Annotated in this window: 21 protein-coding genes and 1 tRNA gene; 11 read left to right on the top strand and 11 right to left on the bottom strand. The window is 68.7% G+C overall.

The features are described 5' to 3' along the window. Positions 1–138 precede the first annotated feature (138 nt). Together SNE35_RS20690 and SNE35_RS20695 are read left to right on the top strand one after the other, a co-directional pair. Positions 139–1,245: a threonine aldolase family protein gene (locus tag SNE35_RS20690; protein ID WP_320424916.1), complete on the top strand. Its 1,107-nt coding sequence runs from the start codon at positions 139–141 to the stop codon at positions 1,243–1,245. Continuing rightward, positions 1,242–1,670 (top strand): SirB2 family protein, encoded by a 429-nt coding sequence (locus tag SNE35_RS20695; protein ID WP_320424917.1) that lies wholly within the window; start codon positions 1,242–1,244, stop codon positions 1,668–1,670. The genes SNE35_RS20690 and SNE35_RS20695 overlap by 4 nt, the downstream gene beginning before the upstream one ends. On the opposite strand, the gene SNE35_RS20700 is transcribed toward SNE35_RS20695, so the two are convergent. Then, entirely contained in the window at positions 1,639–2,598 is a 960-nt protein-coding gene (locus tag SNE35_RS20700; protein WP_320424918.1) for a LysR family transcriptional regulator, read from the bottom strand. The two genes, SNE35_RS20695 and SNE35_RS20700, sit on opposite strands and share 32 nt — an antisense overlap. Before the next feature lie 106 nt (positions 2,599–2,704). Here SNE35_RS20700 and SNE35_RS20705 point away from each other — a divergent pair, with 106 nt between their 5' ends. Genes SNE35_RS20705 through fba form a run of 9 tightly spaced genes read left to right on the top strand, consistent with a single transcriptional unit; the run spans position 2,705 to position 11,914 of the window. Then, a complete protein-coding gene (locus SNE35_RS20705; RefSeq protein WP_320425299.1) occupies positions 2,705–4,177 on the top strand; it encodes a form I ribulose bisphosphate carboxylase large subunit in 1,473 nt (490 codons plus the stop codon). Positions 4,178–4,191: 14 nt separating this feature from the next. Next, positions 4,192–4,623: a ribulose bisphosphate carboxylase small subunit gene (locus SNE35_RS20710; protein WP_320424919.1), complete on the top strand. Its 432-nt coding sequence runs from the start codon at positions 4,192–4,194 to the stop codon at positions 4,621–4,623. 18 nt (positions 4,624–4,641) lie between these two features. Continuing rightward, positions 4,642–5,520: a CbbX protein gene (cbbX, locus tag SNE35_RS20715; RefSeq protein WP_320424920.1), complete on the top strand. Its 879-nt coding sequence runs from the start codon at positions 4,642–4,644 to the stop codon at positions 5,518–5,520. Next, positions 5,517–6,266, top strand: a complete 750-nt coding sequence (locus SNE35_RS20720; protein ID WP_320424921.1) for an HAD-IA family hydrolase — start codon at positions 5,517–5,519, stop codon at positions 6,264–6,266. Before cbbX ends, SNE35_RS20720 begins: the two co-directional genes overlap by 4 nt. Further along, on the top strand, positions 6,266–7,021 hold the full coding sequence (locus SNE35_RS20725; RefSeq protein ID WP_320424922.1) for an HAD family hydrolase: 756 nt from the start codon (positions 6,266–6,268) through the stop codon (positions 7,019–7,021). The genes SNE35_RS20720 and SNE35_RS20725 overlap by 1 nt, the downstream gene beginning before the upstream one ends. Then, positions 6,940–8,016: a class 1 fructose-bisphosphatase gene (locus SNE35_RS20730; protein ID WP_320424923.1), complete on the top strand. Its 1,077-nt coding sequence runs from the start codon at positions 6,940–6,942 to the stop codon at positions 8,014–8,016. The genes SNE35_RS20725 and SNE35_RS20730 overlap by 82 nt, the downstream gene beginning before the upstream one ends. A 12-nt stretch (positions 8,017–8,028) precedes the next feature. Next, positions 8,029–8,907, top strand: coding sequence for a phosphoribulokinase (locus tag SNE35_RS20735; RefSeq protein WP_320424924.1), 879 nt, complete (start codon positions 8,029–8,031; stop codon positions 8,905–8,907). Next, positions 8,904–10,922, top strand: a complete 2,019-nt coding sequence (gene tkt, locus SNE35_RS20740) for a transketolase (protein WP_320424925.1) — start codon at positions 8,904–8,906, stop codon at positions 10,920–10,922. Before SNE35_RS20735 ends, tkt begins: the two co-directional genes overlap by 4 nt. Next, entirely contained in the window at positions 10,913–11,914 is a 1,002-nt protein-coding gene (gene fba, locus SNE35_RS20745; protein ID WP_320424926.1) for a class II fructose-bisphosphate aldolase, read from the top strand. Before tkt ends, fba begins: the two co-directional genes overlap by 10 nt. A 601-nt stretch (positions 11,915–12,515) precedes the next feature. Here the strand turns inward: fba and SNE35_RS20750 are convergent. From SNE35_RS20750 to SNE35_RS20795, 10 genes are all read right to left on the bottom strand, one after another. Continuing rightward, positions 12,516–13,646, bottom strand: coding sequence for a zinc-dependent alcohol dehydrogenase family protein (locus SNE35_RS20750; RefSeq protein ID WP_320424927.1), 1,131 nt, complete (start codon positions 13,644–13,646; stop codon positions 12,516–12,518). A gap of 72 nt (positions 13,647–13,718) precedes the next feature. After that, on the bottom strand, positions 13,719–15,053 hold the full coding sequence (locus tag SNE35_RS20755) for an MFS family transporter (RefSeq protein WP_320424928.1): 1,335 nt from the start codon (positions 15,051–15,053) through the stop codon (positions 13,719–13,721). Positions 15,054–15,160: 107 nt separating this feature from the next. Next, entirely contained in the window at positions 15,161–15,775 is a 615-nt protein-coding gene (locus tag SNE35_RS20760) for a response regulator transcription factor (protein ID WP_320424929.1), read from the bottom strand. Continuing rightward, entirely contained in the window at positions 15,772–17,931 is a 2,160-nt protein-coding gene (locus SNE35_RS20765) for a sensor histidine kinase (RefSeq protein ID WP_320424930.1), read from the bottom strand. The genes SNE35_RS20760 and SNE35_RS20765 overlap by 4 nt, the downstream gene beginning before the upstream one ends. Beyond that, positions 17,928–18,848, bottom strand: coding sequence for an arginase (gene rocF, locus SNE35_RS20770; protein ID WP_320424931.1), 921 nt, complete (start codon positions 18,846–18,848; stop codon positions 17,928–17,930). The genes SNE35_RS20765 and rocF overlap by 4 nt, the downstream gene beginning before the upstream one ends. Before the next feature lie 41 nt (positions 18,849–18,889). Continuing rightward, on the bottom strand, positions 18,890–19,765 hold the full coding sequence (locus SNE35_RS20775) for an LOG family protein (protein ID WP_320424932.1): 876 nt from the start codon (positions 19,763–19,765) through the stop codon (positions 18,890–18,892). Beyond that, the gene (locus SNE35_RS20780; RefSeq protein ID WP_320424933.1) at positions 19,758–20,519 is read right to left on the bottom strand and encodes a HesA/MoeB/ThiF family protein; all 762 of its coding nucleotides are present in this window, start codon (positions 20,517–20,519) and stop codon (positions 19,758–19,760) included. Before SNE35_RS20780 ends, SNE35_RS20775 begins: the two co-directional genes overlap by 8 nt. Positions 20,520–20,595: 76 nt before the next feature. Next, the gene (locus SNE35_RS20785) at positions 20,596–22,026 is read right to left on the bottom strand and encodes a S41 family peptidase (protein WP_320424934.1); all 1,431 of its coding nucleotides are present in this window, start codon (positions 22,024–22,026) and stop codon (positions 20,596–20,598) included. 318 nt (positions 22,027–22,344) lie between these two features. Further along, positions 22,345–22,419 (bottom strand) — tRNA-Arg (locus SNE35_RS20790). 61 nt (positions 22,420–22,480) lie between these two features. After that, positions 22,481–26,572 (bottom strand): translocation/assembly module TamB domain-containing protein, encoded by a 4,092-nt coding sequence (locus tag SNE35_RS20795; protein ID WP_320424935.1) that lies wholly within the window; start codon positions 26,570–26,572, stop codon positions 22,481–22,483. Positions 26,573–26,579: the final 7 nt, after the last annotated feature.

Raw genomic sequence — 26,579 nt, forward strand, 5'->3', positions numbered from 1 at the left:
GCCGCCCGCCGATGCGGGCAACATGCAGAATCAATGTAGGACCGAAGGTGTCACTGATCGTTGACTTGAAGGAACAGCGTCCTTTACCCAGATTCCACGCTCGGATCGGGCCAAGTCGGGTTTGTTACGCTTGATCTCATGAACGCGCGACTCGCTCAAACACAGGCCTTGCGCCGGCAATGCACGCTGACCTTGCCGGGCTTCCGATCGCTGAATCCGGCCGAGGAATTCGAGGCACTGGCCCGCTGGTGCGCGCAGCGCGGCGGCGCCGAGGCGGACGTCTACGGCGAGGGTGGGCTGGCCGCGGAGTTCGAGCAGCGCATCGCAACACTGCTCGGCAAGCCGGCGGCCGTCTTCATGCCCAGCGGCGTGATGGCGCAGTTGATCTCCCTGCGGCTGCATGCCGAGCGTGCGCGGCTGGACCGCTTCGGCATGCCGCCGAACGCGCACCTGGCGCTGCACGAGCGAGAGGCGCCGCAGGCGCTGTTCGGCCTGCATGGCGTGCCGGTCGGTTCTCGCATTCAGCCGCTGCGGGTGGAAGACTTGGCGGCGGTCAAGGAGCCGCTGGCGGCGCTGCTCGTCGAGCTGCCGATGCGCGAGGCCGGTGGCCTGCTGCCGACGTGGGACGAACTGCAGGCGCTGAAGGCGCGCGCCGCGGAGATGCGCCTGCCGCTGCACCTGGACGGCGCCCGGCTGTGGCAGTGCCGTGCCTACTACGACGGGCGCACGTTTGCCGAGATCGCGGCCGGCTTCGAGTCGGTCTACGTCTCGGTCTACAAGGACATCGGCGGCATATCCGGCGCGCTGCTGGCGGGCGGCGAGGATTTCATCGCGCAGGCGCGCGTCTGGTTGCGCCGCATGGGCGGCAACCTGTATCAGCAGACGGCGATGGTCGCCTCCGCGATGATGCGTTTCGACGAGCGGCTGGCGATGATGGACGCCTGCCACCGCCGCGCGCTCGAACTGGCCGAGGTGTTCGCGGCACTGCCGGGCGTGCGCGTCAACCCGCGGCGGCCGCAGGCGAACATGTTCCACCTGCACGTGGACGCGCCGGCCGAGGCGCTCAATGCCGCGCGCGATGCGATCGCGGAAGAAGAGCGGGCCTGGCTATTCGGCGCGGCGCGGCCGATGGAGGTGCAGGGCTTCAGCGTGATCGAGCTGAGCGTCGGCGACAACCTGCTGGCGCTGGACGACGCGACGGTGGCCCGGCTGTTCGGACGCTTGCTGGCGAGGGCTCGCGCATGACCTATTCCTTCGATGCCCAGATGGTGCAGATCCACGTGCTGCTGGCCTGGCTCAGCGTGATCATTTTCCTGGCGCGGGGTGGCGCCTACCAGATGGACCTGCGCTGGGCCATGGACGTGCGCCTGCGCTTCATCGTGCTGGGCATCGACATCCTGATGACCGTTACCGGCCTGAGCCTGTGGGTGCTGGAGCACCTGAACCCGCTGAACGACGGCTGGCTGGGCACCAAGCTGCTGGCGCTGATCGTCTACGTGGTGGCGGCGCACGTGGCGATGTGGAACACCAACCCGGACGACGACGAGCAGGCCGAGGTGAAGCCGCTGCCGCAGGAGATGCGCGTGCCGGCCTACATGGTCGCGCTGCTGGCGCTGGCCTACATGATGGGCGTCTCGATCACGCGGAGCGCCTGGCTCGGGTTGGCTTGACTTTCGGTCCGCGCAGTTGCGCGAGGATCAAAGCCTGCGCCTCTTCGGCCAGGAAGCCCTTGAAGGCCGAAGCCACCTGAGGCAGCCGGCGGCTTGCCAGGTGCATCACGTACCAGTCACGCTCCAGCGGGTTGTCCTTCATCGGCAACAGGGCCAGCATGCCGGTCTCCAACTCCAGCCCGCAGGTGTGCAGTGACAGGAAGGCCGCGCCGAAGCCGGCCGCGCACATCTGCTTGATCGCCTCGTTGCTGGACAGCTCCGAGCCGATGCGCAGCGGCAGGCCGGCGTCCTTGTGCAGGCGCTCCAGGGTCGAGCGCGTGCCGGAGCCGCGTTCGCGCACCAGCAGGTTGGCCTCGGCCAAGTCTTCCAGGGTCACCGCCTTGCGTCGTTTCATCAGCGGATGCGAGGGCGCGGCCATGAAGGCCATCGGGTGGCGCGCGAAGGGCGCGGCGATGGTCTTCAGCTCGGCCGGCGGCCGGCCCATCACGGCCAAGTCCACTTGCTGGCCGGCCAGCATCTGCACGATCTCGTCGCGGTTGCCCACCTTCAGCTGCACCTTGACGCTGGGCTGCACCTTGGAGAAGGCCACCAGCAGCGGCGGCAGCAGGTACTCGGCGGTGGTGACGGCGCCCAGGCGCAAGGTGCCGGAGAACACGCCGCGCTGGGCCGCCATCTCGTCGCCGGCCTCGCGCCATAGGTCGAGGATGCGAGCCGCGTAATCCGCCATCACCTCGCCGGCAGCCGACAGCTTCACGCCGCGCCCTTCGCGCTCCAGCAGCGGTGCGCCGGCGCTTTCTTCCAGCAGCCTCAGCTGGATCGATACGGCCGGCTGCGTCAGGTTCAGCTCGCTCGCCGCGCGCGACACGCTGCCCAGCCGTGCCACTGCATTGAAGGCCGCAAGTTGACGGAATGTGGCGTTTCTGAACATAAGCGAACACCTATGTGACAGTCAAAAGAATTAACTATTCCTGATGCTAATCGGTCCGTAGATTCCGGTCCATCGACGACACAACCGGAGACCAGCGATGGGCAACATGAAGGACGGCGGTCAGGCGACCACCACTCAGATCACCGACGCGAAGAAGCGCTATTCGGCCGGCGTGCTGAAGTACGCGCAGATGGGCTACTGGAACCCCGACTACGAGCCCAAGCCGACCGACATCCTGGCCCTGTTCCGCATCACGCCGCAGGACGGCGTGGACCCGATCGAGGCCGCCGCCGCGGTGGCCGGCGAATCGAGCACCGCCACCTGGACCGTGGTCTGGACCGACCGCCTGACCGCCTGCGACATGTACCGCGCCAAGGCCTACCGCGTGGAGCCGGTGCCGGGTCAGCCGGGCCAGTGGTTCTGCTACGTGGCCTACGACCTGAGCCTCTTCGAGGAAGGTTCGATCACGAACGTGGCCGCCTCCATCATCGGTAACGTCTTCAGCTTCAAGCCGCTGAAGGCCGCGCGGCTGGAGGACATGCAGTTCCCCGTCTCCTACGTGAAGACCTTCGCCGGCCCTCCGACCGGCATCATCGTGGAGCGCGAACGCCTGGACAAGTTCGGCCGCCCGCTGCTGGGCGCCACGACCAAGCCCAAACTGGGCCTCTCGGGCCGCAACTACGGCCGCGTCGTCTACGAAGGGCTCAAGGGCGGGCTGGACTTCATGAAGGACGACGAGAATATCAACTCGCAGCCCTTCATGCACTGGCGCGACCGCTTCCTGTTCGTGATGGACGCGGTGAACAAGGCCAGCGCCGCCACCGGCGAGGTCAAGGGCAGCTACCTGAACGTCACCGCCGGCACGATGGAGGAGATGTACCGCCGCGCCGCCTTCGCCAAGGAGCTGGGCTCGGTGATCATCATGGTGGACCTGGTGGTCGGCTACACGGCGATCCAGTCGCTGTCGCACTGGGCGCGGCAGAACGACATGGTGCTGCACCTGCACCGCGCCGGCCACGGCACCTACACGCGCCAGAAGAACCACGGCGTCAGCTTCCGCGTGATCGCCAAGTGGATGCGCATGGCCGGCGTGGACCATATCCACGCGGGCACGGCGGTCGGCAAGCTTGAAGGCGACCCGATGACCGTGCAGGGCTACTACAACGTCTGCCGCGACACGCAGACCAAGGTCGACCTGCCGCGCGGCATCTTCTTCGACCAGGACTGGGGCGCGCTGAAGAAGGTGATGCCGGTCGCCTCGGGCGGCATCCATGCAGGCCAGATGCATCAGCTGATCGACCTGTTCGGCGACGACGTGGTGCTTCAGTTCGGCGGCGGCACGATCGGCCACCCGCAGGGCATCCAGGCCGGCGCCACCGCCAACCGCGTTGCATTGGAAGCGATCGTGCTGGCCCGCAACGAGGGCAGGAACATCGCCGAGGAGGGGCCGCAGATCCTGAAGGACGCCGCCCAGTGGTGCTCGCCGCTGCGCGCCGCCCTCGATACGTGGGGCGAGATCAGCTTCAACTACACGCCGACCGACACGTCGGACTACCTGCCCACCGCCAACGTGGCCTGAACGGAGCGAACGACATGAAAGTCACCCAAGGCACCTTCTCCTTCCTGCCGCCGCTGAGCGATGCGCAGATCACCAAGCAGATCGACTACTGCCTCTCCAAGGGTTGGGCCGTCGGCCTCGAACACACCGACGACCCGCACCCGCGCAACACCTTCTGGGAGATGTTCGGCAACCCGATGTTCGACATCCAGGACGCCGCCGGCGTGATGCTGGAGCTGCAGGCCTGCCGCGACACCTTCCATGACCGCTACATCCGCGTCACCGCCTTCGACTCGACGCACGGCACCGAATCGGTGGTGCTGAGCTTCATCGTCAACCGGCCCGAGAAGGAGCCGGGCTTCCGCCTGATCCGCACCGAGGAGCCGGGCCGCACCCTGCGCTACAGCATCGAGAGCTACGCGACGACGCGTGGCGCTGAAGGTGAGCGTTATGCCCACACCGGCTGACGACGAGCCCGCCACGCCATGAATGCCACCACACCCTCCGCCCTGCTGGAGGCCACCGGTACCCGCGCCGTGCTGGCCCAGCTCGATGCCGAGCTGGTCGGCCTGGCGCCGGTCAAGGGCCGCATCCGCGACATCGCCGCGCTGCTGCTGATCGACAAGCTGCGCGCCGAGCAGGGCCTGCAGTCCACGCCGCCTTCGCTGCACATGTGCTTCACCGGCAATCCCGGCACCGGCAAGACCACGGTGGCGCTGCGCATGGCCGAGGTGCTGAAGCAACTGGGCTACGTCCGCAAGGGCCACATGGTGGCGGTGACGCGCGACGACCTGGTGGGCCAGTTCATCGGCCACACGGCGCCGAAGACGCGCGAGGTGATCAAGAAGGCGATGGGCGGCGTGCTGTTCATCGACGAGGCCTACTACCTCTACAAGCCCGAGAACGAACGCGACTACGGCGCCGAATCCATCGAGATCCTGCTGCAGGTGATGGAGAACCACCGCGACGACCTGGTCGTGATCCTGGCCGGCTACCGCGACCGCATGGACACCTTCTTCGGCAGCAATCCCGGCATGGCCTCGCGGATCGCGCACCACATCGACTTCCCGGACTACTCCGAGGCCGAGCTGATGCAGATCGCCGAGCTGATGCTGGGCCAGCTGAACTACCGCTTCGACGAGCAGGCCGTGCCCGCCTTCGGTCGCTACCTGAACCTGCGCCGCCAGCAGCCGCACTTCGCCAACGCACGCTCGATCCGCAATGCGCTGGACCGCATCCGGCTGCGCCATGCGACGCGGCTGTTTCAGGCCGACAGCGCGTTGAGCAAGGAACAGCTGACGACCTTGCAGGCCGAGGACGTGCTGGCCAGCCGCGTGTTCGGCAGACAGGAGACCACCGCATGAGCATCGAGGCATTGATCTTCGACGTCGACGGCACCCTGGCCGATACGGAAGAGGCGCACCGCGTCGCCTTCAACGAGGCCTTCCGCAAGCATCGTCTGCCCTGGGACTGGAGCCGCGAGGACTACCGCGAGCTGCTGAAGACCACTGGCGGCAAGGAGCGCATGAGCGCCTACATCGACGGCCTGGGCCTGCGCGGCAGCGAGCGCGCCTGGCTGGTCGAGCTGATCCCGGCGCTGCATGCCGAGAAGACGCGGCTCTACACCACCTTCGTCGCCGAGGGCGGCGTGCCGCTGCGGCCCGGCGTCGAGGCGCTGCTGGACGACGCGGAAGCCGCCGGCTGCCGCCTTGCCATCGCCAGCACGACCAGCGCCGCCAACATCGACGCGCTACTGGCCGCCACCCTGGGCCCGCGCGGGCTGGACCGCTTCGCCGTGATCGCCTGCGGCGACCAGGTGCGGCGCAAGAAGCCGGCGCCCGACATCTACAAGCTGGCGCTGGCGAACCTGGGGCTGGAGGCGGAGCGCGCGATCGCGGTCGAGGATTCCGCCAACGGCTTGCGTTCCGCGCAGGCGGCGGGCCTGTGGACCGTCGTGACGCCGACCTTCTGGAGCGAGGGCAGCGACCTCTCCGCTGCCGAGCTGCTGAGGCCCAGCCTCGAAGGCCTGGGCTTCGAGGCGCTCGCCGCACAGGCCGCGCCACCACCGCCGCCGGGGCTGATCCGCACGATGCTGGAGGGCCGCCGCTGATGTGCCGCATCGCCGCCATCACCTTCGATCTCGACGGCACCTTGCTCGACAGCGCCCATGGCGTGATGGTCGCGCTGAACATCGCGCTGGCCGACGAAGGCCTGCCGCAGTTCGACGGCCCCACGGTGCGCGGCTGGATCGGGGACGGGCCCGACGCCACGATCCGCCAGGCGCTGAAGGCCTGCGGCAATCCGGCCGTGGACCCGCTGCGGATGCGCCGCCGCTTCGATGCGGCCACCTTGGCCTCGCCGCGCGATCAGGGTCGCGCGTACGAGGGCATCCCCGAGCTGCTGCGCAAGCTGGCCGGCCGTTATCCGATGGCCGTCGTCACCAACAAGCCGACGCCGCTGGCCCGCGCGGTGCTCGATGCCGCCGGGCTGCTCGGCTGGTTCGCGGCCGTGCATGGCGCCGACACGCCGGAACAGCGCAAGCCCGCGCCCTGGCTGCTGCAGCACGCCGCCGCGCGCCTGGGCCTGACGCCGCCTTCGCTGCTGATGGTGGGCGATGGCGATGCCGACCTGAAGGCCGCCGCCGCCGCGGGCTGCCGTGCCGCCTGGGTGTCCTGGGGCTATGGCGCCGCGCCTGCCGATCCGACGGTGGGTCGCCTCGACGCGCCGCTGCAATTGCTCGCGCACCTGCAAACGATTCATCAAGAACTTCAAGGAGACTCATCATGCCCACCGGAGGCCGATCGACCCTCACCCAGTTCCTCATCGAGGAGCGCCGTCGCCACCCTGAGGCAACCGGCGACCTGAACGCGCTGATCACCGATGTCTCGCTCGCCTGCAAGGCCATCGCGAAGAAGGTCGCTTTCGGCGCACTCGCCGATGTGCTCGGCAGCGCGCAGAGCGCCAACGTCCAGGGTGAAGACCAGAAGACGCTGGACGTGCTCAGCAACGCGATGTTCCTGCGCGCCAACGAATGGGGCGGCCACACGGCCGGCATGGTCAGCGAGGAGATGGAGCTGCCCTACACGCTGCCGGCCCAGCATCCGCGGGGCAAGTACCTGCTGCTGTTCGACCCGCTGGACGGCTCGTCGAACATCGACGTCAACGTGGCGGTGGGGAGCATCTTTTCCGTCCTGCGCGCGCCCCGACCCGGGCAGAACCCGAGCGTGCAGGACTTTTTGCAGAGCGGCGCCGAGCAGGTCTGCGCCGGCTACGCGATCTACGGGCCGTCGACGATGCTGGTGCTGACGCTGGGCCGCGGCACCCACGCGTTCACGCTGGACCCGCTGCTGGGCGAGTGGGTGCTGAGCCACCCGAACCTGCGCGTGCCGGAGAAGACCTGCGAGTTCGCGATCAACGCGTCGAACAGCCGCTTCTGGGAGCCGGCCGTGAAGCGTTACGTGGACGAATGCCTGGCCGGCCAGCCGGGCCCGCGCGGCGCGGACTTCAACATGCGCTGGATCGCTTCGCTGGTGGCCGAGACGCACCGCATCCTGATGCGCGGCGGCGTCTTCATGTACCCGAAGGACACCAAGGACCCGGCGCGCGCCGGCCGTCTGCGCCTGCTGTACGAGGCCAACCCGATCTCGATGCTGATCGAGCAGGCCGGCGGCGGTGCCAGCACCGGCCGCACGCGGCTGATGGACGTGAAGCCCGAGACGCTGCACCAGCGCATCGGCTTCGTCTTCGGCTCGAAGAACGAGGTCGAGCGCATCGAGCGCTACCACCGCGAGGACATCGAGGAAGGCTATGAAGCCCCGCTGTTCGGCAAGCGCGGCCTGTTCTCGTCCGCCACCGCCTGAAGGAGCCCCGCCATGTCCATCAAGCATCCGATCGTGGCCATCACCGGTTCGTCCGGCGCCGGCACCACCTCCGTCACCCGCACCTTCGAGAACATCTTCCGCCGCGAGGAAGTGAACGCCGCCATCATCGAGGGCGACAGCTTCCATCGCTACGACCGCGTCGAGATGAAGACGGCGATGGCCGAAGCCGAGAAGAACGGCAAGCCGCACTTCAGCCATTTCGGCGACGACGCCAACCTGTTCGGCGATCTGGAGAACCTGTTCCGCAACTACGGCGAAACCGGCACCGGTCGCGCCCGCAAGTACCTGCACAACGCCGAGGAGGCCGAACCCTTCAAGCAGCAGCCCGGCACCTTCACGCCCTGGCAAGACCTGGCCCCCAGCGAGTTGCTGTTCTACGAGGGCCTGCACGGCGGCGTGAAGACCGACGCGGTGGACATCGCCCGCCACACGGACCTGCTGATCGGCGTGGTGCCGGTGATCAACCTCGAATGGATTCAGAAGATCCACCGCGATAAGGCCACGCGCGGCTACACGACCGAGGCGGTCACCGACGTGATCCTGCGCCGCATGCACGAGTACGTGGAATACATCTGCCCGCAGTTCACCCGCACGCACATCAACTTCCAGCGCGTACCGGTGGTGGACACCTCCGACCCCTTCATCGCCCGCACGATCCCGACGGCGGACGAGAGCCTGGTCGTGATCCGCTTCGCCAACCCGAAGGGCATCGACATGCCCTACCTGCTGAGCATGCTGCACGACTCGTTCATGTCGCGCGCCAACACGCTGGTGGTGCCCGGCGGCAAGATGGAGCTGGCGATGCAGCTGATCTTCACGCCGATGATCCTGCGGCTGATGGAGCGCAAGCGGAAGGCGGTGGCCCAATGAACGCCGTGCTGCGCACGCAATGCGCGAACGCGCTGAGGGCCCTGGCGATGGACGCCGTGCAGGCCGCCAACTCCGGCCACCCCGGCATGCCCATGGGCATGGCCGACATCGCCGAGACGCTGTGGCGCCATCACCTGAAGCACGACCCTGCCGATCCGCAGTGGATCGACCGCGACCGCTTCGTGCTCTCCAATGGCCACGGCTCGATGCTGCTGTATGCGCTGCTGCACCTGAGCGGCTACGAGCTGCCAATCGACGAGCTGAAGCGCTTCCGCCAACTGCACAGCAAGACGCCCGGCCACCCAGAGGTGGACGTGACGCCCGGCGTGGAGACGACGACCGGCCCGCTGGGCCAGGGCATCGCCAACGCGGTGGGCATGGCGCTGGCCGAGAAGCTGCTTGCGGCCGAGTTCAACCGGCCGGGCTTCGAGGTGGTGGACCACCGCACCTGGGTCTTCCTCGGCGATGGCTGCCTGATGGAAGGCCTCAGCCACGAGGCCTGTTCGCTGGCCGGCACCTGGGGCCTGAACAAGCTGGTGGCCTTCTGGGACGACAACGGCATCTCGATCGACGGCGAGGTGAAGGGATGGTTCGGCGACGACACGCCGGCGCGCTTCGAGGCCTATGGCTGGCGGGTGATCCGCGGTCTGAACGGCCATGACGTCGCCGCGCTCGATGCCGCCATCGCCGAGGCGAAGGCTTCGGCCGACAGGCCCGTGCTGGTCTGCTGCCGCACGAGGATCGGCCACGGGTCGCCGAATCGCGCCGGCACGGCCAAGGCACATGGCGAGGCATTGGGCCACGAGGAGATCGCGCTGACGCGGGCAGCGCTCGGCTGGACCGCCGCGCCGTTCGAGATCCCTGCCGACGTTGCCGCCGCGTGGTCCGCCCGTGCGCAGGGCGCGGAGCTGCATGCCGCATGGCAGGCGCGCCACGCCCGCTATGCCGAGGCTCACCCGCAGCTGGCCCGCGAGCTGCAGCGCCGCACGCAGCGACCGATGCCGCTGCTGCCGCGCACCGAGGCTGCGCTGACCGAGGCCATTGCCGACGCCGAAGCCAAGCGCGCCAGTGTCGCCACGCGAAAGGCCTCGCAGGACGTGTTGCAGCGCATCGGCCCGGCCACGCCTGAACTGCTGGGCGGCTCGGCCGACCTGACCGGCTCGAACCTGACGGACTGGAAGGGCCACGTGCCGCTGAAGGGGTGCGACGTGGGCAACCACGTCCACTACGGCGTGCGCGAGTTCGGCATGGCCGCGATCATGAACGGCGTCGCGCTGCACGGCGGCTTCAGGCCTTTCGGCGGCACCTTCCTGACCTTCTCCGACTACGCGCGCAACGCGGTGCGCATGTCAGCGCTGATGAAGCTGCCGGTGACCTATGTGTTCACGCACGACTCCATCGGCCTCGGCGAAGACGGACCGACGCACCAGCCGATCGAGCATGTGTCCAGCCTGCGGCTTATTCCCGGCGTGGACGTCTGGCGCCCGGCCGATGCGACCGAGACGGCCGTTGCCTGGCGCGAGGCGCTGCATCGCGGCGATGGGCCGAGCTGCCTCGCCTTGACCCGCCAGGCGTTGCCTCACGCCGGTGACGGTGGCCATCGCGTGGATGCGATCGCCCGCGGCGGCTACGTGCTGCGGCACGCGGCGGACGAGCGGCTGTGCCTGATTGCCAGCGGCTCCGAAGTGGGCCTCGCGCTTGCCGCCGCCGAGCTGCTGTCCGCGCAGGGCATCGCCGCGCGTGTCGTCTCGATGCCCTGCATGGATGCCTTCGAGCGGCAGGACGCGAGCTATCGCCGCGACGTGATCCCGCGCCGGCTGCCGCGCCTGGCCATCGAGGCGGGCAGCACCGGCCTGTGGTGGAAACACGTGGGCGAGGACGGCGCCGTGATCGGCCTGGACCGCTTCGGCGAATCGGCCCCGGCCGGAGAACTATTCAAGCTGTTCGGCTTCACCCCCAAGGCGGTGGCCGAACGCGCGCTTTCATTGCTACAGGAGACCTCGTCATGCCCATGATCTCGCTGCGCCGCATGCTCGACCACGCGGCCGAACACCGCTACGGCGTGCCCGCCTTCAACATCAACAACCTGGAGCAGATCCAGGCCATCATGCAGGCGGCCGACAAGGCCGATGCGCCGGTGATCCTGCAAGCCTCGGCCGGCGCCCGCAAGTACGCCGGCGAGCCCTTCCTGCGCAAGATGGTGGAGGCCGCGGTGGAGATGTACCCACGCATCCCCGTCGTGCTGCACCAGGACCACGGTGCCAGCCCGGCCGTGTGCATGCAGTCGATCCGTTCCGGTTTCACCAGCGTGATGATGGACGGCTCGCTGCGCGAGGACGCGAAGACGCCGGCCTCCTACGACTACAACGTGGACGTGACCCGCAAGGTGGTCGAAATGGCCCATGCGGTGGGTGTCTCGGTGGAGGGCGAACTGGGTTGCCTCGGCTCGCTGGAATCGGGCACGGCGGGCGAGGAGGACGGCGTTGGTGCCGAGGGCGTGCTGAGCCATGACCAGTTGCTTACCGACCCGGACGAGGCCGCCGACTTCGTGGCAAAGACCGGCGTCGATGCGCTGGCCATCGCGATCGGCACGAGCCACGGCGCCTACAAGTTCAGCCGCCAGCCGACGGGCGACATCCTGGCGATCTCACGCATCAAGGCGATCCATGAGCGGATTCCGAATACGCATCTGGTGATGCATGGCTCGTCCTCGGTGCCGCAGGAGTGGCTGGAGGTGATCCGTGCGAACGGCGGTGCGATCAAGGAGACCTATGGGGTGCCGGTAGCGGAGATCCAGGAGGGGATCCGGCATGGGGTGCGGAAGATCAACATCGATACGGACATTCGGCTGGCGATGACCGGGGCGATGCGAAGGGCGATGGCGAGGGATCCTGGGGAGTTTGATCCGAGGATGTTCTTCAAGGATGCGATGGGGGCGGCGCGGGAGCTGTGCGTGGAGCGGTTTGAGGCGTTTGGGTGTGCGGGGATGGGGTCGCGGATTTATTGAGGCTTTGTCTTTCGCCACGGTGCCGGGACTCGCCCCGGCGGGCGACTCACTTTCTTGGGCGCCCAAGAAAGTAAGCAAAGAAACCGCCCCTGCTGCGCCGCCCTCCCGTTGGTCGGGTTCCCTGCGATGCTCGAAGCCCGGGGCCGCGCCGAACTCACTTCGCTACGCTCCGTTCAAACATGCGGCGCGAAGCTAGTTGTTGATGCTCGCTGCGCTCGCGCCCCGGACTTCTGTGCTTCTCGGCGGTGCAGAAGGGGAACCCCCAACAGCCGAACAGCCAACAGCCGAATACCCGACCACTCGTCGCGCTTCGTGCATTCGGCTGTTCGGGCCCCTTGTGCAGCCGCCGAGAAGCGCAGCGGCTTGGGACCGTGAGCGAAGCGAACCTCGTGAACTGACTTCGCGCCGTCTGTCTGAGCGGAGCGTAGCGCAGCGAGTTTGGCGCGGGGCCCAAGTCGCGAGCATCGCAGGGCACCCGCAGCGCAGCGGAGGGCGGCGGAAGTAGGGTCGCCTTTCTTTGCTTACTTTCTTTGGCGAAGCAAAGAAAGTGAGTCGCCCGCCGGGGCGAGTCCCGGCACCGCTGCGAACAACAAGTCAACCCTCAAGGGAACACAACAACCTGCCGAATCGCCTCCCCCGCATGCAACCGATCAAACCCCTCATTGATCTCATCTAACGTCAGCCGCGCACTCATCAGCCGATCCACCGGCATGCAGCCTCCCCGGTACAGCGCCACATAGCGCGGCAGGTCGCGCGCGGGCACGCAGGTCCCGATGTAGCTGCCCTTGACGGTGCGTTCCTCGGCGACGAGATTGACGATAGGCAAAGCGAAAGCCGCATGCGGCGGCGGCAACCCCGCCGTCGTCGTGCTGCCACCGCGCCGAGTGATCTTGTAGGCCGTCTCGAAGGCCCGCACCGAGCCCGCGAACTCGAACACATGATCGAGACCGCCACCCGAAGCCGCACGAATCTTCTCCACGCACTCCGGATCGGCACCATCGAAGGCCATCGTCGCGCCCATCGACAAAGCCAGCTCCCGCTTCGAGGCCGACAAGTCAACGACAACGATTTCCCGCGCACCAGCCGCCCGCGCACCCAGCACCGCAGCCAAGCCCACGCCGCCAAGCCCGACGACAGCAACGCTCTGGCCCGCACGCAACTGCGCCGTGTTCACGACCGCGCCGACGCCGGTCAGCACCGCGCAACCGAACAGCGCCGCCTCATCGAAGGGCAGGGCTGGATCGATCTTCACCAGCGAGCGCCGCGACACCACCGCATGCTCAGCGAAGGCCGAGCAGCCGAGATGGTGGTTGACGGGCTTGCCGTCAGGCGAGGAGAGACGACGGGCACCTGAGAGCAGCGTGCCTGCGCCGTTCGCGGCCGCGCCGGGTTCGCACAGCGCGGGGCGGCCTTCGCTGCAGGGCAGGCAGTGGCCGCAGCTCGGCACGAACACCAGCGCGACGTGGTCGCCGACGGCCAGGTCCGTCACGCCCTCGCCGAGTTCGACGACCTCGCCGGCCGCTTCGTGGCCCAGCGCCATCGGCACCGGGCGGGGCCGGTCGCCGTTGATCACGGACAGGTCCGAGTGGCACAGGCCGGCGGCGCGGATGCGCACGAGCACCTCGTCGCGGCCGGGCGGTGCCAGCTCCAGCTCCTCGATCACCAGCGGCTTCGAGTCGGCATACGGGTGCGGCAGGCCGGTCTGGCGCAGCACGGCGGCTCGGGTCTTCATGTCTGTCGTTCTCCAGGGTTCTTGTTCCGGAGGACGATCCTAGCGGGGCGGCCCGCTCAGTGAATCAATGAATCAGTGATCGTGATGCAGGTGCTTTGCCTGCTTGGGCAGGCGCAGGCTGAACAGGAAGGCGATCACCATCATCGCGGTGACGTACCAGTAGAACGCCGACTCGTAGCCCGCGGACTTCAGCGACAGCGCCACGTACTCGGCCGAGCCGCCGAAGATGGCGTTGCCCACTGCGTAGGCCAGGCCCACGCCCAGCGCGCGCACTTCGGGCGGGAACATCTCGGCCTTCACGATGCCGCTGACCGAGGTGTAGAAGCTGACGATGGCCAGCGCCACGGTGATCAGCACGCCGGCTTCCACCGGGTCGGTCACGATGTGCAGCGCGCTCATGATCGGCACCACGCTCAGCGCGCCCAGCGCGCCGAACAGCAGCATGTTGTTGCGCCGGCCGATGCGGTCCGACAGGGCGCCGAACAGCGGCTGCATGATCATGTACAGGAACAGGCACACGGTCATCACGTTGCTGGCCGTCTTGATCGGCATGTGCGCGGTGTTGACCAGGTACTTCTGCATGTAGGTCGTGAAGGTGTAGAAGATCAGCGAGCCGCCGGCCGTGTAGCCGACCACCGTGATGAAGGCGGGCAGGTTGTGGCGGAACAGCATGGCCATCGTGCCGGCACCCTTGGCGGAGCGTGACGATTCGCTCTGCGTCTCATGCAGCGTGCGGCGCAGCAGCAGCGCGACGACGGCCGAGATGGCGCCGATGACGAAGGGAATGCGCCAGCCCCAGGCCTTCAGTTCGGCGTTGGAGAGCAAGGCTTCCAGGATCACGATCACCACCACGGCCAGCAACTGGCCGCCGATCAGCGTCACGTACTGGAACGAGGAGAAGAAGCCGCGCCGGCCGCGCAGCGCGACCTCGCTCATGTAGGTGGCCGTGGTGCCGTATTCGCCACCGACTGACAGGCCCTGGAACAGGCGGCAGATCAGCAGCAGCGCCGGCGCCAAGGCACCGATCTGCTCGTAGGTGGGCAGGAAGGCGATGACCAGCGAGCCGCCGCACATCATTGCCACCGAGATCAGCATCGAGGTCTTGCGGCCGACACGGTCGGCAATGCGACCGAACAGCCAGCCGCCGATCGGGCGCATGAGGAAGCCCGCGGCGAACACGCCGGCGGTGTTCAGCAGCTGCGCGGTCGGGTCCGACTTCGGAAAGAAGGCGGGCGCGAAGTACAGCGAGGTGAAGGCGTAGACGTAGAAGTCGAACCACTCGACCAGGTTGCCGGACGAGGCGGCCATGATCGCGAAGACGCGCTGGCGGGTCTCGGCGGCGGTGTAGGGCCGGGGCGTGGGTGCCGCGGCGTCCGCGGCATTCGATGAGGCGGAAAGGGTGCTCATGGTGTCTGTCTCCTGTCTCGCCAGTGTGGACAAAAACCGTCGCGCCGTCGTCCGTAGCTGGCGCTGCGAGGGCTGCGTAAGTCTACGCAGGGGTTGTCCCTGACTCCCTAGAGCTCGTGCTCGCGCAGGAAGCGGTCCAGCTCGTGGCTGTTCGCCAGGCCCAGCTTGGCGAAGGCGTGCGCGCGGTGCGTTTCCACCGTGCGCGGTTCGATCGGTGCCAGCACCTGCGCGATGCGCTTGTTGGGCAGGCCCTCGGCCACCAAGCGGGCCACCTGCATCTCGCGCGGCGTCAGCTTGTTCCAGAGCGCCTGTGCCGCCTGCCGCGCCTGCAGCCGCGCGCCCAGCTCGGCGGCGCGCGCGAGGGCCTTCTCGATCGCTTCCAGCAGCCGGGCGTCGGCGCAGGGCTTCTCCAGCCAGCCGAAGGCGCCGTTTTGCACGGCCTCGACCGCCATCGGGATATCGCCGTGGCCCGACAGGAACAGCACGACCAGCGGGCTGGCCCGCGCGCGCAGGACGTCGAACACCTGCAGGCCGCTCAGGCCGTCCAGCCGCAGGTCCAGCACGGCCACGCCGGGCTGGTCCAGCGCGGCGTCTTCCAGGAAGGCCTCGCTCGAGGCGAAGGCCTGCACCGCGTGGCCGCGCGACAGCAGCAGCAGGCCCAGCGAGCGGCGCACCGCCTCGTCGTCGTCGATCACGTAGAGGTTGCTGCGGGCGGTACTCATGAGGGGGCGCATTCCAGTTCGAGCGTGAAGACGGCGCCGCCGCCGGGCCGGTTGGCGAAGGACAGCGTGCCGCGATGGCTCTCCACGATCGTGCGGCAGATGTTGAGCCCCAGGCCCAGGCCGCCGCCCTTGGTCGTGAAGAAGGGCGTGAAGGCCTGGGCGGCGACCGCTTCGCTCATGCCGGGGCCGCGATCGGCGACGCGCAGCCGCACGCGTGAGCCCTCGCGCACGGCGTCGATCTCGACGACGCGGCGCTCGGCCGGCGTCGTGCCTTCATCCATCGCCTGCAGGCTGTTCAGCACCAGGTTCAGGATCACCTGCTCCAGCAGCACGCTGTCGCCGCGCACCGGCGGCAGGTCATCGGGCAGGCGCAGCTCGACTCTTGCCTGGCGGGCACGGATCTCGCCGCGCAGCAGCGCCAGTGCGCTCGCCACGCGCGGTGCAATGGCGCAATCCTCGGCGGCGGCGATGCTGCGCTGGCGCACGAAGCCGCGGATGCGCTTGACGATCTCGGCCGTGCGCTGCGCCTGCGTCATCGTCTCGTCCAGGCTCTGGTTCAGCAGCACGGTCTGGCCCTGTGCCGCGAAGGCCTTGGCCGCGCTGGCGAAGTTGCTGAGCGCCATCAGCGGCTGGTTCAGCTCGTGCGCCAGGGTCAACGCCATCTCGCCGAGGCTGGCCAGGCGCTGCGCGTGCCACAGCTGCTCGTCGCTCTCGCGCTGGCGCTGCTCGTCGCGCTTCTGCTGCGTGATGTCGACGACCGAGCTCATCCAGCCGGTGTGGCGCCCGTCGGCGTCGATCAGCCGGGCGGTGTAGATCATCGTCAGCACGTCGTGGCCGTCGCGATGGCGGATGCGCGACTCGAAGCCGGAGACGACCGATCGGCCGGCCATCATGGCCTCGTAGTCGCGCCAGTGCTTGTCGAGGTTGTCGGGGTGCCAGTAGGGGTAGGGCGGCAGGCTGCCCAGCAACTCGTCGGCGCCGTAGCCAGTCATCGCACAGAAGGCCGGGTTGACGTAGACGATGCGGCCTTCCAGGTCGCGGGCGCGCATGCCGACGAGCAGCGAATCCTCCATCGCCTTGCGGAAGGCATGGGCGTCGTCCAGCTCGCGCGTGCGCTCGCCGACGCGGACCTCCAACTGGCGCTGGATGTCGCGCTGCTCGGCGAAGCGGCGTTCGCGCAGGCGCCAGTACAGGCCGGCCAGCAGCAGCGCGACGGCGCTGAGCATGCCCAGCATCCAGGCGCGCCCGCGGGCCTGCGCCACCGGCGTGCGGTCGGCGGTGACGGTGAGCGTCCAGCCGAAGTCCGGCAGCGGCTGGTCCACGGCGAGGAAGCGGCGCGGCTGGCCGGCCAAGGTCGCGCGGATTTCGTAGCCCGGTTCGCCGGCACTGCGCGGTGTCGTCTTCCAGTCCATCGGCGCGAAGGCCTCGCGCTGGCCGTACTGCAGCTGGCGATGGACGCTGTCCAGCTCGGGGCCGCTCAGGGCCCGAGTGGCGCGGTAGGTCCAGTCGGGCACGGAGCCGAGGAAGACGATGCCGTGCGCATCGGTCAGCAGGATCGGGTCGCGCACGCTGGCCCAGGCCGCCTGGATCTCGCGCAGGCTGACCTTGACGACGGCGACGCCGATGATCTGCGCCTGCGCATCGCGCACCGGCGAGGACAGGAACAGTCCGGGCTCGCCGGTCGTCTGGCCGACGCCGTAGAAGCGCCCGTTGCGGCCGGCGAGCGCGTCGATGAAGTAGGGCCTGTTCGCGTAGGACTGGCCGAGGAAGCTGACGCGCTCGCGCCAATTGCTGGCGGCCAGCGTGATGCCGCGCGTGTCGATCAGGTAGAGCGCGTCGGAGCCGGCGCGGCGGTTCACGCCCTCGATGTAGTGGTTGGCGCGATCGATGGCCGTGGCGTCCTGCGGGTGGGCCAGCGCGGCGAGCACGTCCTGCTGGTGGCTGATCGTGTCGGGCAGGTAGTCGAAGCGATCGGCCGCGCCGCGCAGTCCCAGCGTGTGGATCTCGATCGTGCGGCGGATCTCGTCCACCTGCATGCCGGCCTCGCGGCGCGCGGACCATTCGGCCACGGTGGCGATCATGCCCACCGCCGCGGCGAGCACCAGCACGGTCAGCAGGGCGCGCAGCAGGCGCCGGCGTCGCCGGGACGGGTTCACTTCCGCATCAAGGTGCTCTTGCCGAACAGCGATTCGATCAGGTCCACCGCCAGCAGCGCCGTCTTGTTGCGCACGTCCAGCGCCGGGTTCAGCTCCATCACGTCCAGCGAGGCCATGCGGCCGGTGTCGGCGATCATCTCCATGCACAGCTGCGCCTCCCGATAGGTCGGGCCGCCGGGGATCGTCGTGCCGACGCCGGGAGCGATGTCCGGGTCGAGGAAGTCGACGTCGAAGCTGACGTGCAGGTGGGTGTTGGCGTCCAGCGTGGCCAGCGCCAGCTCCATTGCGTGGCGCATGCCCATCTCGTCGATGTAGCGCATGTCGAAGACTTCGAGGTCCTGCTCGTGGACGAAGCGCTTCTCGCCCTCGTCGACGCTGCGGATGCCGATCTGGCGGATCCACTTGGGATTGATCGCCGGCACCTGGCCGCCGATCTCCACCAGCTCCTTCGGGCCGAAGCCGCACAGGCAGGCCACCGGCATGCCGTGGATGTTGCCGCTGGGCGTGAGCTCGCTGGTGTTGAAGTCGGCATGCGCGTCCAGCCACAGGATGCGCAGCTTCTTGCCGGCTTCGCGGCAGTGGCGCGCCACGGCGCTGATCGAGCCCAGGCCCAGGCAATGATCACCGCCGAGCAGGATCGGCAGGCGGCCATCGCGCAGCTCGGTGTAGACGGCCTCGTGGACGGCTTGGTTCCAGGCGACGACCTCGGCCAGATGCCGGTAGCCGTCGACCGGCGGTTGCCAGGGGTTGGACGGGCCGGCGAGGTTGCCGCGGTCCTGCACCTCGCAGCCGCGGGCGCGTAGCGCCTCGCCGATGCCGGCCACGCGCATCGCCTCGGGGCCCATGCTGGCGCCGCGGGCGCCGGCGCCGATGTCGGTGGGGGCGCCGATCAGGGAGATGGAGCGGAGGAGGGTCATGGTGTTCGTTCCTTGTGGGTTCGGTGCCGGTTCCTGGGCGCTCAGGCGGTGGCCTTGCCCAGGTCGTACTCCGATTCCAGCACATCCCATGCCTCCTCGGCCGTCTCGACGAAGCGGATCAGCTTCTCGTCGCCGGGCGAGATCATGCCGGTCTCCAGCAGCAGGTCGAAGTCGATCAGGCGGGTCCAGAACTCGCGGCCGAACAGCAGTATCGGGCGGCGGCGGCTCTTGCCGGTCTGGATCAGGGTCATCGCCTCGAACAGCTCGTCCAGCGTGCCGAAGCCGCCGGGGAAGGCCACCAGCGCCACCGCACGCATCAGGAAGTGCATCTTGCGCAGCGCGAAGTAGTGGAAGCGGAAGCACAGCTCCGGCGTGATGTACGGGTTCGGGTGCTGCTCGTGCGGCAGCACGATGTTCAGCCCGATGCTCTTGCCGCCCGCCTCGAAGGCGCCGCGGTTGCCGGCCTCCATGATGCCGGGGCCGCCGCCGGTGACCACGTAGATCGGCTTGGCGCGTTCGCTGCAGACCCGGGTGACGATGCTGGCGAAGCGGCGCGCCTCCTCGTAGAAGTGGCTCATCTTCAGCTGCGTCTCGGCGCGCTTGATGGCTGCCGAGTCGCCGGCCGCGCGGGCGCTGTCCAGCAGGTTCTGCGCGCCGTCGCGCGAAGGGATGCGGGCGCTGCCGAACATCACGATCGTCGACTCGATTCCCTGCTCCTGCTGCATCAGCTCGGGCTTCAGCAGCTCCAGCTGCATGCGCACCGGGCGCAGTTCCTCGCGCAGCAGGAACTCGTTGTCGGCGAAGGCCAGCTGGTAGGCGCTGCCGGGGCCGTCGTAGTTCGGGTGGGGGACCTGGGCCTTGACCTCTTCGTGTGCCGACGGGAAGTTCCGTGCGGTCAGTTCCTTCTTCTTACTCATCGATCCTCGTTCCTGAACAAACGCTGCACTGCGGATCGCGCTGCACCGCGATCTCGCTCCATTCCATGCGCCGGGCGTCCAGCATCTGCAGCCGGCCCGCCAGGCTCTCGCCCACGCCCGCCAGCAGCTTCAGCGCCTCGGCCGCCTGCATGCTGCCGATGATGCCCACCAGCGGCGCGAAGACGCCCATTGTCGAACAGGCCACGTCCTCGTAAGCCGCGTCGGGCGGGAACAGGCAGGCGTAGCAGGGCGCGCCGGGGCGGCGGCTGTCGTAGACGCTGATCTGGCCGTCGAAGCGGATCGCGGCGCCGCTGACCAGCGGGATGCGGTGTCGCACGCAGGCGGCGTTGACGAGCTGGCGGGTGGCGAAGTTGTCGCTGCAGTCGATGACGACGTCGACGCCGTCGAGTTCACTATCCAGCCATGCGGCATCGGCGCGGCGCTTCAGCGCGACGAGTTGCACCTCGGGGTTGATCGCCCGCACGCCGGCCGCGGCCGATTCGACCTTCGGCTGCCCGATGCGCTCCTGCGCGTGCGCGATCTGGCGCTGCAGGTTGGTCAAGTCCACCTCGTCGTCGTCCACCAGCGTGATCCGCCCGACGCCGGCCGTGCCCAGGTACAGCGCCACCGGCGAGCCCAGGCCGCCCGCGCCGATCACCAGCGCGTGGGCATCGAGCAGCTTCTGCTGCCCGTCGATGCCGATCTCATCCAGCAGGATGTGCCGCGAGTAGCGCAGCAATTGCTCATCGTTCATGGGCGGGCATCGTAGAAGTAAAACGGCCCGCGCGTGGCGGGCCGTTCTCTAAAGCTCATGCCGTGGCGGCATGGCTTTATTCGGCTTTGACTTCGGCCTTGCGTTCGACGGCCGTCTTGGAGACCAGCACCGGCTTGCCCTTCAGCTGGTTGATCGCCTGGGCCAGCGGGAAGTCCTCGGCGGAGCCGAACTCGGGCAGCGGCTTCGGCGCTTCCTTGGTCTTGGCGTACTCGTCCTCGAGCTTCTTGCGCTCTTCCTCGCGCTGCTTCTCGCGGGCGTCGTCCTTAAGCTCGGGGCCGTTGACCAGATGCTTCTCCAGGTCGGCCTCGCGGGTGCGCAGCGCGGCGAAGACATTGCCCTCGGCGGTTTCGTCGACCATCACGTCAGGCACGATGCCCTTGGCCTGAATCGAGCGGCCGCTCGGCGTGTAGTAGCGGGCCGTCGTGATCTTCAGCGCGGTATCGGCGCTCAACTGACGCACGGTCTGGACCGAGCCCTTGCCGAAGGTCTGGGCGCCCATGACGGTGGCGCGGTGCTGGTCCTGCAGCGCGCCGGCGACGATCTCGCTGGCCGAGGCGGAACCTTCGTTCACCAGCACGATCATCGGCACGTTCTTCAGCGCGGCGGGCAGGCGGCGCAACGGATCGGCGCCGCGGCGGGCGTAGAACTCCGGATTGGCCTTGAAGGTGGCCTTCGATTCGGCGATCTGGCCGTTGGTGCTGACGACGTCGGCGTCCTTCGGCAGGAAGGCCGAGGACACGGCGACGGCGCCTTCCAGCAAGCCGCCCGGATCGTTGCGCAGGTCAAGCACCAGGCCCTTCAGGTTCGGGTCCTGCTTGTACAGGTCTTCCAGCTTCTTGGCGAAGTCCTCGACCGTCTGGTCCTGGAACTGCGTGACGCGCACCCAGGCATAGCCCGGTTCGATCATCTTGGCGCGCACGCTCTGGACTTTGATCTCCTCGCGGGTGATCGTGATTGGGAAGCTGCGGTTCTCGCTCTTGCGGTAGATCGTCAGCGCCACCTTGGTGTTCGGCTCGCCGCGCATCTTCTTGACGGCCTGGTCCAGGCCCAGGCCCTTGACGTAGACGTCGTCGATCTTGGAGATCAGGTCACCGCTCTTCAGGCCAGCGCGGAAGGCGGGCGAGCCTTCGATCGGGGAGACGATCTTGACCAGGCCATCTTCCATGCCGATCTCGATGCCGACGCCGACGAAGCGGCCGGTCGTGCCTTCACGGAATTCCTTGAAGCTCTTCTTGTCGAAGAACTGCGAATGCGGATCGAGCCCGGACACCATGCCGGAGATCGCATCGTTGATCAGCTTCTTCTCGTCGACGGGCTCGACGTAATCGGACTTGATCATGCCGAACACGGCGGCCAACTGCTGGAGCTCTTCCAGCGGCAGCGGCGACAGGCTGCTGCGGGCGGTTGCCGTGAACTGCATCGTGGCCATTGCTCCGGCCAAGGCACCCAGGGAAATCCAGCCAGCGACTTTAAGTTTGGCACCCATGATGCGAGTCATTCCTTCGGTGAGAGGTACAGCGGATTCTGCGACCGGTGGGTACGCGGATTGCCCTGGCGGCGCGGGCCGGGTACACGCATCTGTCACGTCTTCAGTATATGCCCGGTGCTCATTTGGGAAGCAGGGGGACGAACCCATTTGGCCCACCAATTCACGGGTTTCAAGAGCATCGGCGGGGATTGGTCAGAGGCTTTACCGTCGCTTAACTGCCGCGTACCAACCAGCAGGATGCGGAAAGTCATGGCGTGCCGGGCAACGGCCTAGCGGCGGAATTCGACGGAGCCTGGGAAGCGCTTGGGAGGAGTTTGGTCCGGCCAGTAGGAATCGAACCTACATCTGACCCTTAGGAGGGGTCCGTTCTATCCATTGAACTATGGCCAGGACAGCCCTGGGGGACAGGGCGGCGCATTGTATTGGGATTTGGTTCAGGCCTATTTCGAGCCTACTCCCACTTCCACTGCCAGATGAGGTCGAGCGCGTTGTCCTCGCCCGTCTGCGCCCGCAGCGTGAAGCGCTGGGCGATGCGGTAGATCAGTTGCCAGCTGCCGGTGGTGGCGTTCAGTCCGCGTTCGTAGCCCACGTACCAGCGCCGCGACAGCTGCTTGCCCAGGCGCACGATCGTGCCCTGGGTGTTGTCCTCGCCTTGGGCCAGCGAGAGTTCGTCCAGGCCGAGGTTCTTGATCAGCTTGCCGGAGGTGCTCTCGCCTTCGCCGCTGAGCAGGGCCAGGGCGGCGCGCTGCAGCAGGGCGGTGTCGGTGCGGCCGAGGGTGTCCGGCGCGCGGCCCAGCAGCAGCCAGGAGAGCTTGTCGGTGTCGCCCATGTCGGGGTCGGAGAACAGCTTCACGCGCGGGCTCAGCGCCGTGCCGGTGACGGCGACGCCGACGCGGATGTCCACGTCTGGCCGCACCGCGAGCACGTCCAGCCGCGGGTTGTCGTAGGGGCCGCTGAAGGTGATGTCGCCGCGCTCGACTTCCAATTTTTGGCCATAGGCGGCATAGGTGCCGCCTTCGGTGCTGACCGTGCCCACCAGCTGGGGCGAGCCTTCGTCGACCTGCGTCAGCTTCAGCTCGCCGCGCAGGCGGCTGTCCAGGCCGTGGCCGCGCACTTTCAGGTCGGATCCCAGGTTCAGCGTGACGTTCACCTGCACCTTGCGCTCGCTCGGTGGCTTGACGGCGGCCTTGGCTGTAGCGTCGAGCGCTGCCTGGTCGGCGCGCACCACGATCACGTCGTCGTCCAGGCTCGGCGCGTTGCCGCGGGTCAGGTCGAACAGGCCCTCGTCGACGGTGAAGCGGCCGTCCAGCTTCAGCAGCTTCGGGGCCAGGTCCAGCTCGGCCTTGCCGCTGGCCGACAGGCGCCGATCGACGCGGCGCAGCAGCACGAAGTGGTCGGCCGTCAGCGCCAGCCGCGCAGTAGCTTGTTCGCCGAGCTTGGCTTCGCCCTGGGCGCTGATCGTGCCCTTGCCGGCCCGGGCACTGAGCGTTTCCAGCCGCGCGGTCTCGCCGTTGAGGCTCAGCGCGAACGCGCCATCGCTGACATCGACGCCCAGCAGCGGGTTGCGCACCGACAGCTGTTCGCCCTTGGCCTGGCCCAGCAGTTCCGGCCCGCCCAGCGTGCCGCCGATCTGCATGCCCGCCGACAGGCTGCCGCCGAGCCGCCAGCCGGCCGGCACCCAGGCACCCCAGGTGCCGAGGCGCGCGACATTGGCCTGCAGCACGCCGTCGATGCGCGACTTCGGCCCTGGCCACGGCGCGCCGGGCTCGGTGTGGACGGAAACCGCGCCGGCCAGCGAGCCCATCTGCGTGCCCGCGAAGGCCTCGGTGAACTGCCACAGCGTGTCGCGTGCGACGAGGCCGATGCGCAGATCGGTCAGGCCCAGCGCCTGCGGGCCGCGTTCGTCGGTGACGGCCAGGTCGCCCTGCGTGCGCTCCAGCACCGCATCGATCTGCAGCTGCGGCAAGGTTCGGACGCTGGCGTGGCCGGCCACCATCAGCGGCCCGCCCCAGCCGAAATCGGGCTGCGCACGGGCCAGCAGCGGCGCCACTTCGAGCGGCGCGAGCTGAAGCTCGGCGCGGATGTCGGCGCGCTCGCCCTGGCGCAGCGGTGCCTGCCAGCGCAGCTCGGTCCAGCGCAGCTGCGCGCCGCCGACTTCGAGCTGTCCGGGCGCCAGCGAGGCGGAACCGGGGGCCAAGCCGGCGCCGAGCTGCAGGTCGACGTCGAGCCCGGTCGCGCGCAGGAAGGGTGCCGGCGTCTTGGCGGGCTTCGGCAGCGACGGATCCGCCTTGGGCTTGACCTCGATCTGGCCGATGCGCGCCTTCCAACCGAGCGCGCTGTCGTCCTGCAGCGCCAGCAGCGGCGAGTTGGACAGCGTGCCGCTGAGCGCCAGCGCCACCTCGGCGGCCGGGCCGCGCGCCGGCTGCACCTGGGCGGCGAGCTTGAGCTGATGCGCGGCCCAGGTGCCCTGCACGTCCAGGCTCGCCTGCGGCAGCGTCTGGCCGGCGGCGCCGAGCTTTTCGAGCTGCGCGTTCAGCGCGACCGGGCTGTCGGCTTTGGTGCCGATGGCCCAGCGCAGCTTGCCTTCCTGCAGCGTCGTCGGCGGCTGCGTGCCGTCGACTGCTTTCAGCGCATGCAGGTTCAGCAGGCCGTCGCCGCTGAGCTGCCAGCGGTGGTCCTTGCCTCGCTGGAATTCGATGCCGGCCTTGCCGTCAGCGGCGCCCGAGAGCTGCAGCGTACCGAGCAGCGGCGCCAGGGCCGCAAGCCGGGGCGCCTGCAGCTCGATCTGGCTGCTGGCGGCGATCACGCCGGGGCCGCCTTCGGGCAGGCGGCTGATCGCGACCAACCGGTTGTCGGCCGCGTCGAGCTGCGTGCTCAGCGTGGCATCGCTGCCGGCGGCGTGCACGTACTCGATCTTGCCGCTCAGCGGCAGGCCCATCAACTGGCTCGGCTGCAGCTCCAGCTTCGCGCTGCCGCGCGGCAGCAGCGGCCGCGTGCCGTCCTGCTGCAGGCTCAAGGTGCCGCTGGCGCTGAGCGCCGTGGTGTTGCGCTGCCAGGCCGAGCCCGGCGTGCCGGTCCAGAACAGGCGGGGGTCGAAGTCCTGCAGCTCGGTCTTGGCCTCGGCGCGCCAGCCGGTCTTCTCGTCCTCGCTGGCCTCGCCGCTGAGCGACAGCCTCGCGCGGCCCGATTCGATCTTCGCCTGGCTCAGCTTCAGATGGCGGCCTTCGAGGCTGGCCTGGACGTCGATGGACAAGGGCGTCGCCGCGGCCTTGCTGCCGAGCTTGCCGGCTGGCACCTCGCCATTCAGCTTGGCCGTCAGCGTCAGCGGCGAGTTGGCGAGGTCCAGTGCGCCGTCGACGTCCAGCCGGCCGGACAGGCGCAGCGGCGTCGCGCGGGCGTCCAAGGTCTCGGGGCGCAACTGGTCGAGCCGCAGGTTCAGCGCCCAGTGCTGGTCCGGCTGCAACTGGCCGGCGCCGCTGAGGCTGCCGCCCGGCGCGGCGGCGCTGCCGAGCAGGGCTTCCAGCGCGTCGAGCCGCAGGCTTTGCGGCTGGTCCGGCCGGGCCTGCAGGGCCAGCTTGATCCGTTGCACCGGCAGGCGCTGCTGGTCCCAGCGGCCGGCGGCGGCATTGCTCAACTGCAGCTGCAGCGTTGCGGGCTCACTCCAGCCCTTGGACTGCAGCTGCGCCGTGCCGCTCAAGGCGGTGCGCGGGAGGTCCTTCAGCAGCGCGGACAGGTCCAGCGCGTCGGCGCGGGCATCGAGCGCGGCCAGCGGCCAGGGCGAGAACGGTTCGAGCCGGGCGCTGGCCTGCAGGTGCTGGCTGGCGGCCTGCAGCAATGCATCGGCGTTGAGGCTGGCGAGCGGGCCGGCCAGCTTGAGGCCGCCGCGCCAGTCGGGCAGCGACGGGTCGGCGGCACCAGGCTGCAGGTTCAGCTCGGCCGCCAGGTCCAGCTTGCCGGTGGTGTTGATGCGCGCCTGGCCGGCCAGGCGCAACTGCTCCCACTGCAGCGCATCGACGCGCACGCGGTGCTGGGCGCCGCCATCGGCGCTGAGGTCCAGGCTGCCGCGCAAGCCGGTCAGCGGGCGGCCCGGCAGCATGCTCAGGCTGAGCCGGTCGAGCTCCAGCGCGTCGACCTTCAGGCCCAGCGGCAGCGGCAGATCCGTCGGCGCCTTCAGCGGCTCGGTGTTCGTCGACGGTGCCAGCGCCACGTCGACGGCATCGGCATGGAGCCGCGCGATGTGCAACTCGCCCCACAGACGCGAGGACTCGGACCAGGCGATCGACAGGCCCTGCCACTGCAGGCCGTCGATCGTGATGCGGTCCTTGCCGCCGCCGGGCAGGTTCACCACCACGCGGCGGGCCGCGAAATCACCCAGCAGCGCGCCGCGCGGCTGCTCGACCTGCAGCAGCGGTACCTGCTTCAGCAGCCAGGCGGTGCCGGCCTCCTGCTTCAACAGCCAGGCGCTGCCGATGACCAGCACCGCCAGCGCGGTGAAGGGCAGGACCGTCAAGGCCAGCGCGAGGCGCCAGCGGCGGCGCCGCATGGGTGGC

The sequence above is a fragment of the Roseateles agri genome (genome assembly GCF_034043675.1).
In the GTDB taxonomy this organism is placed as follows: Bacteria; Pseudomonadota; Gammaproteobacteria; order Burkholderiales; family Burkholderiaceae_C; genus KK5.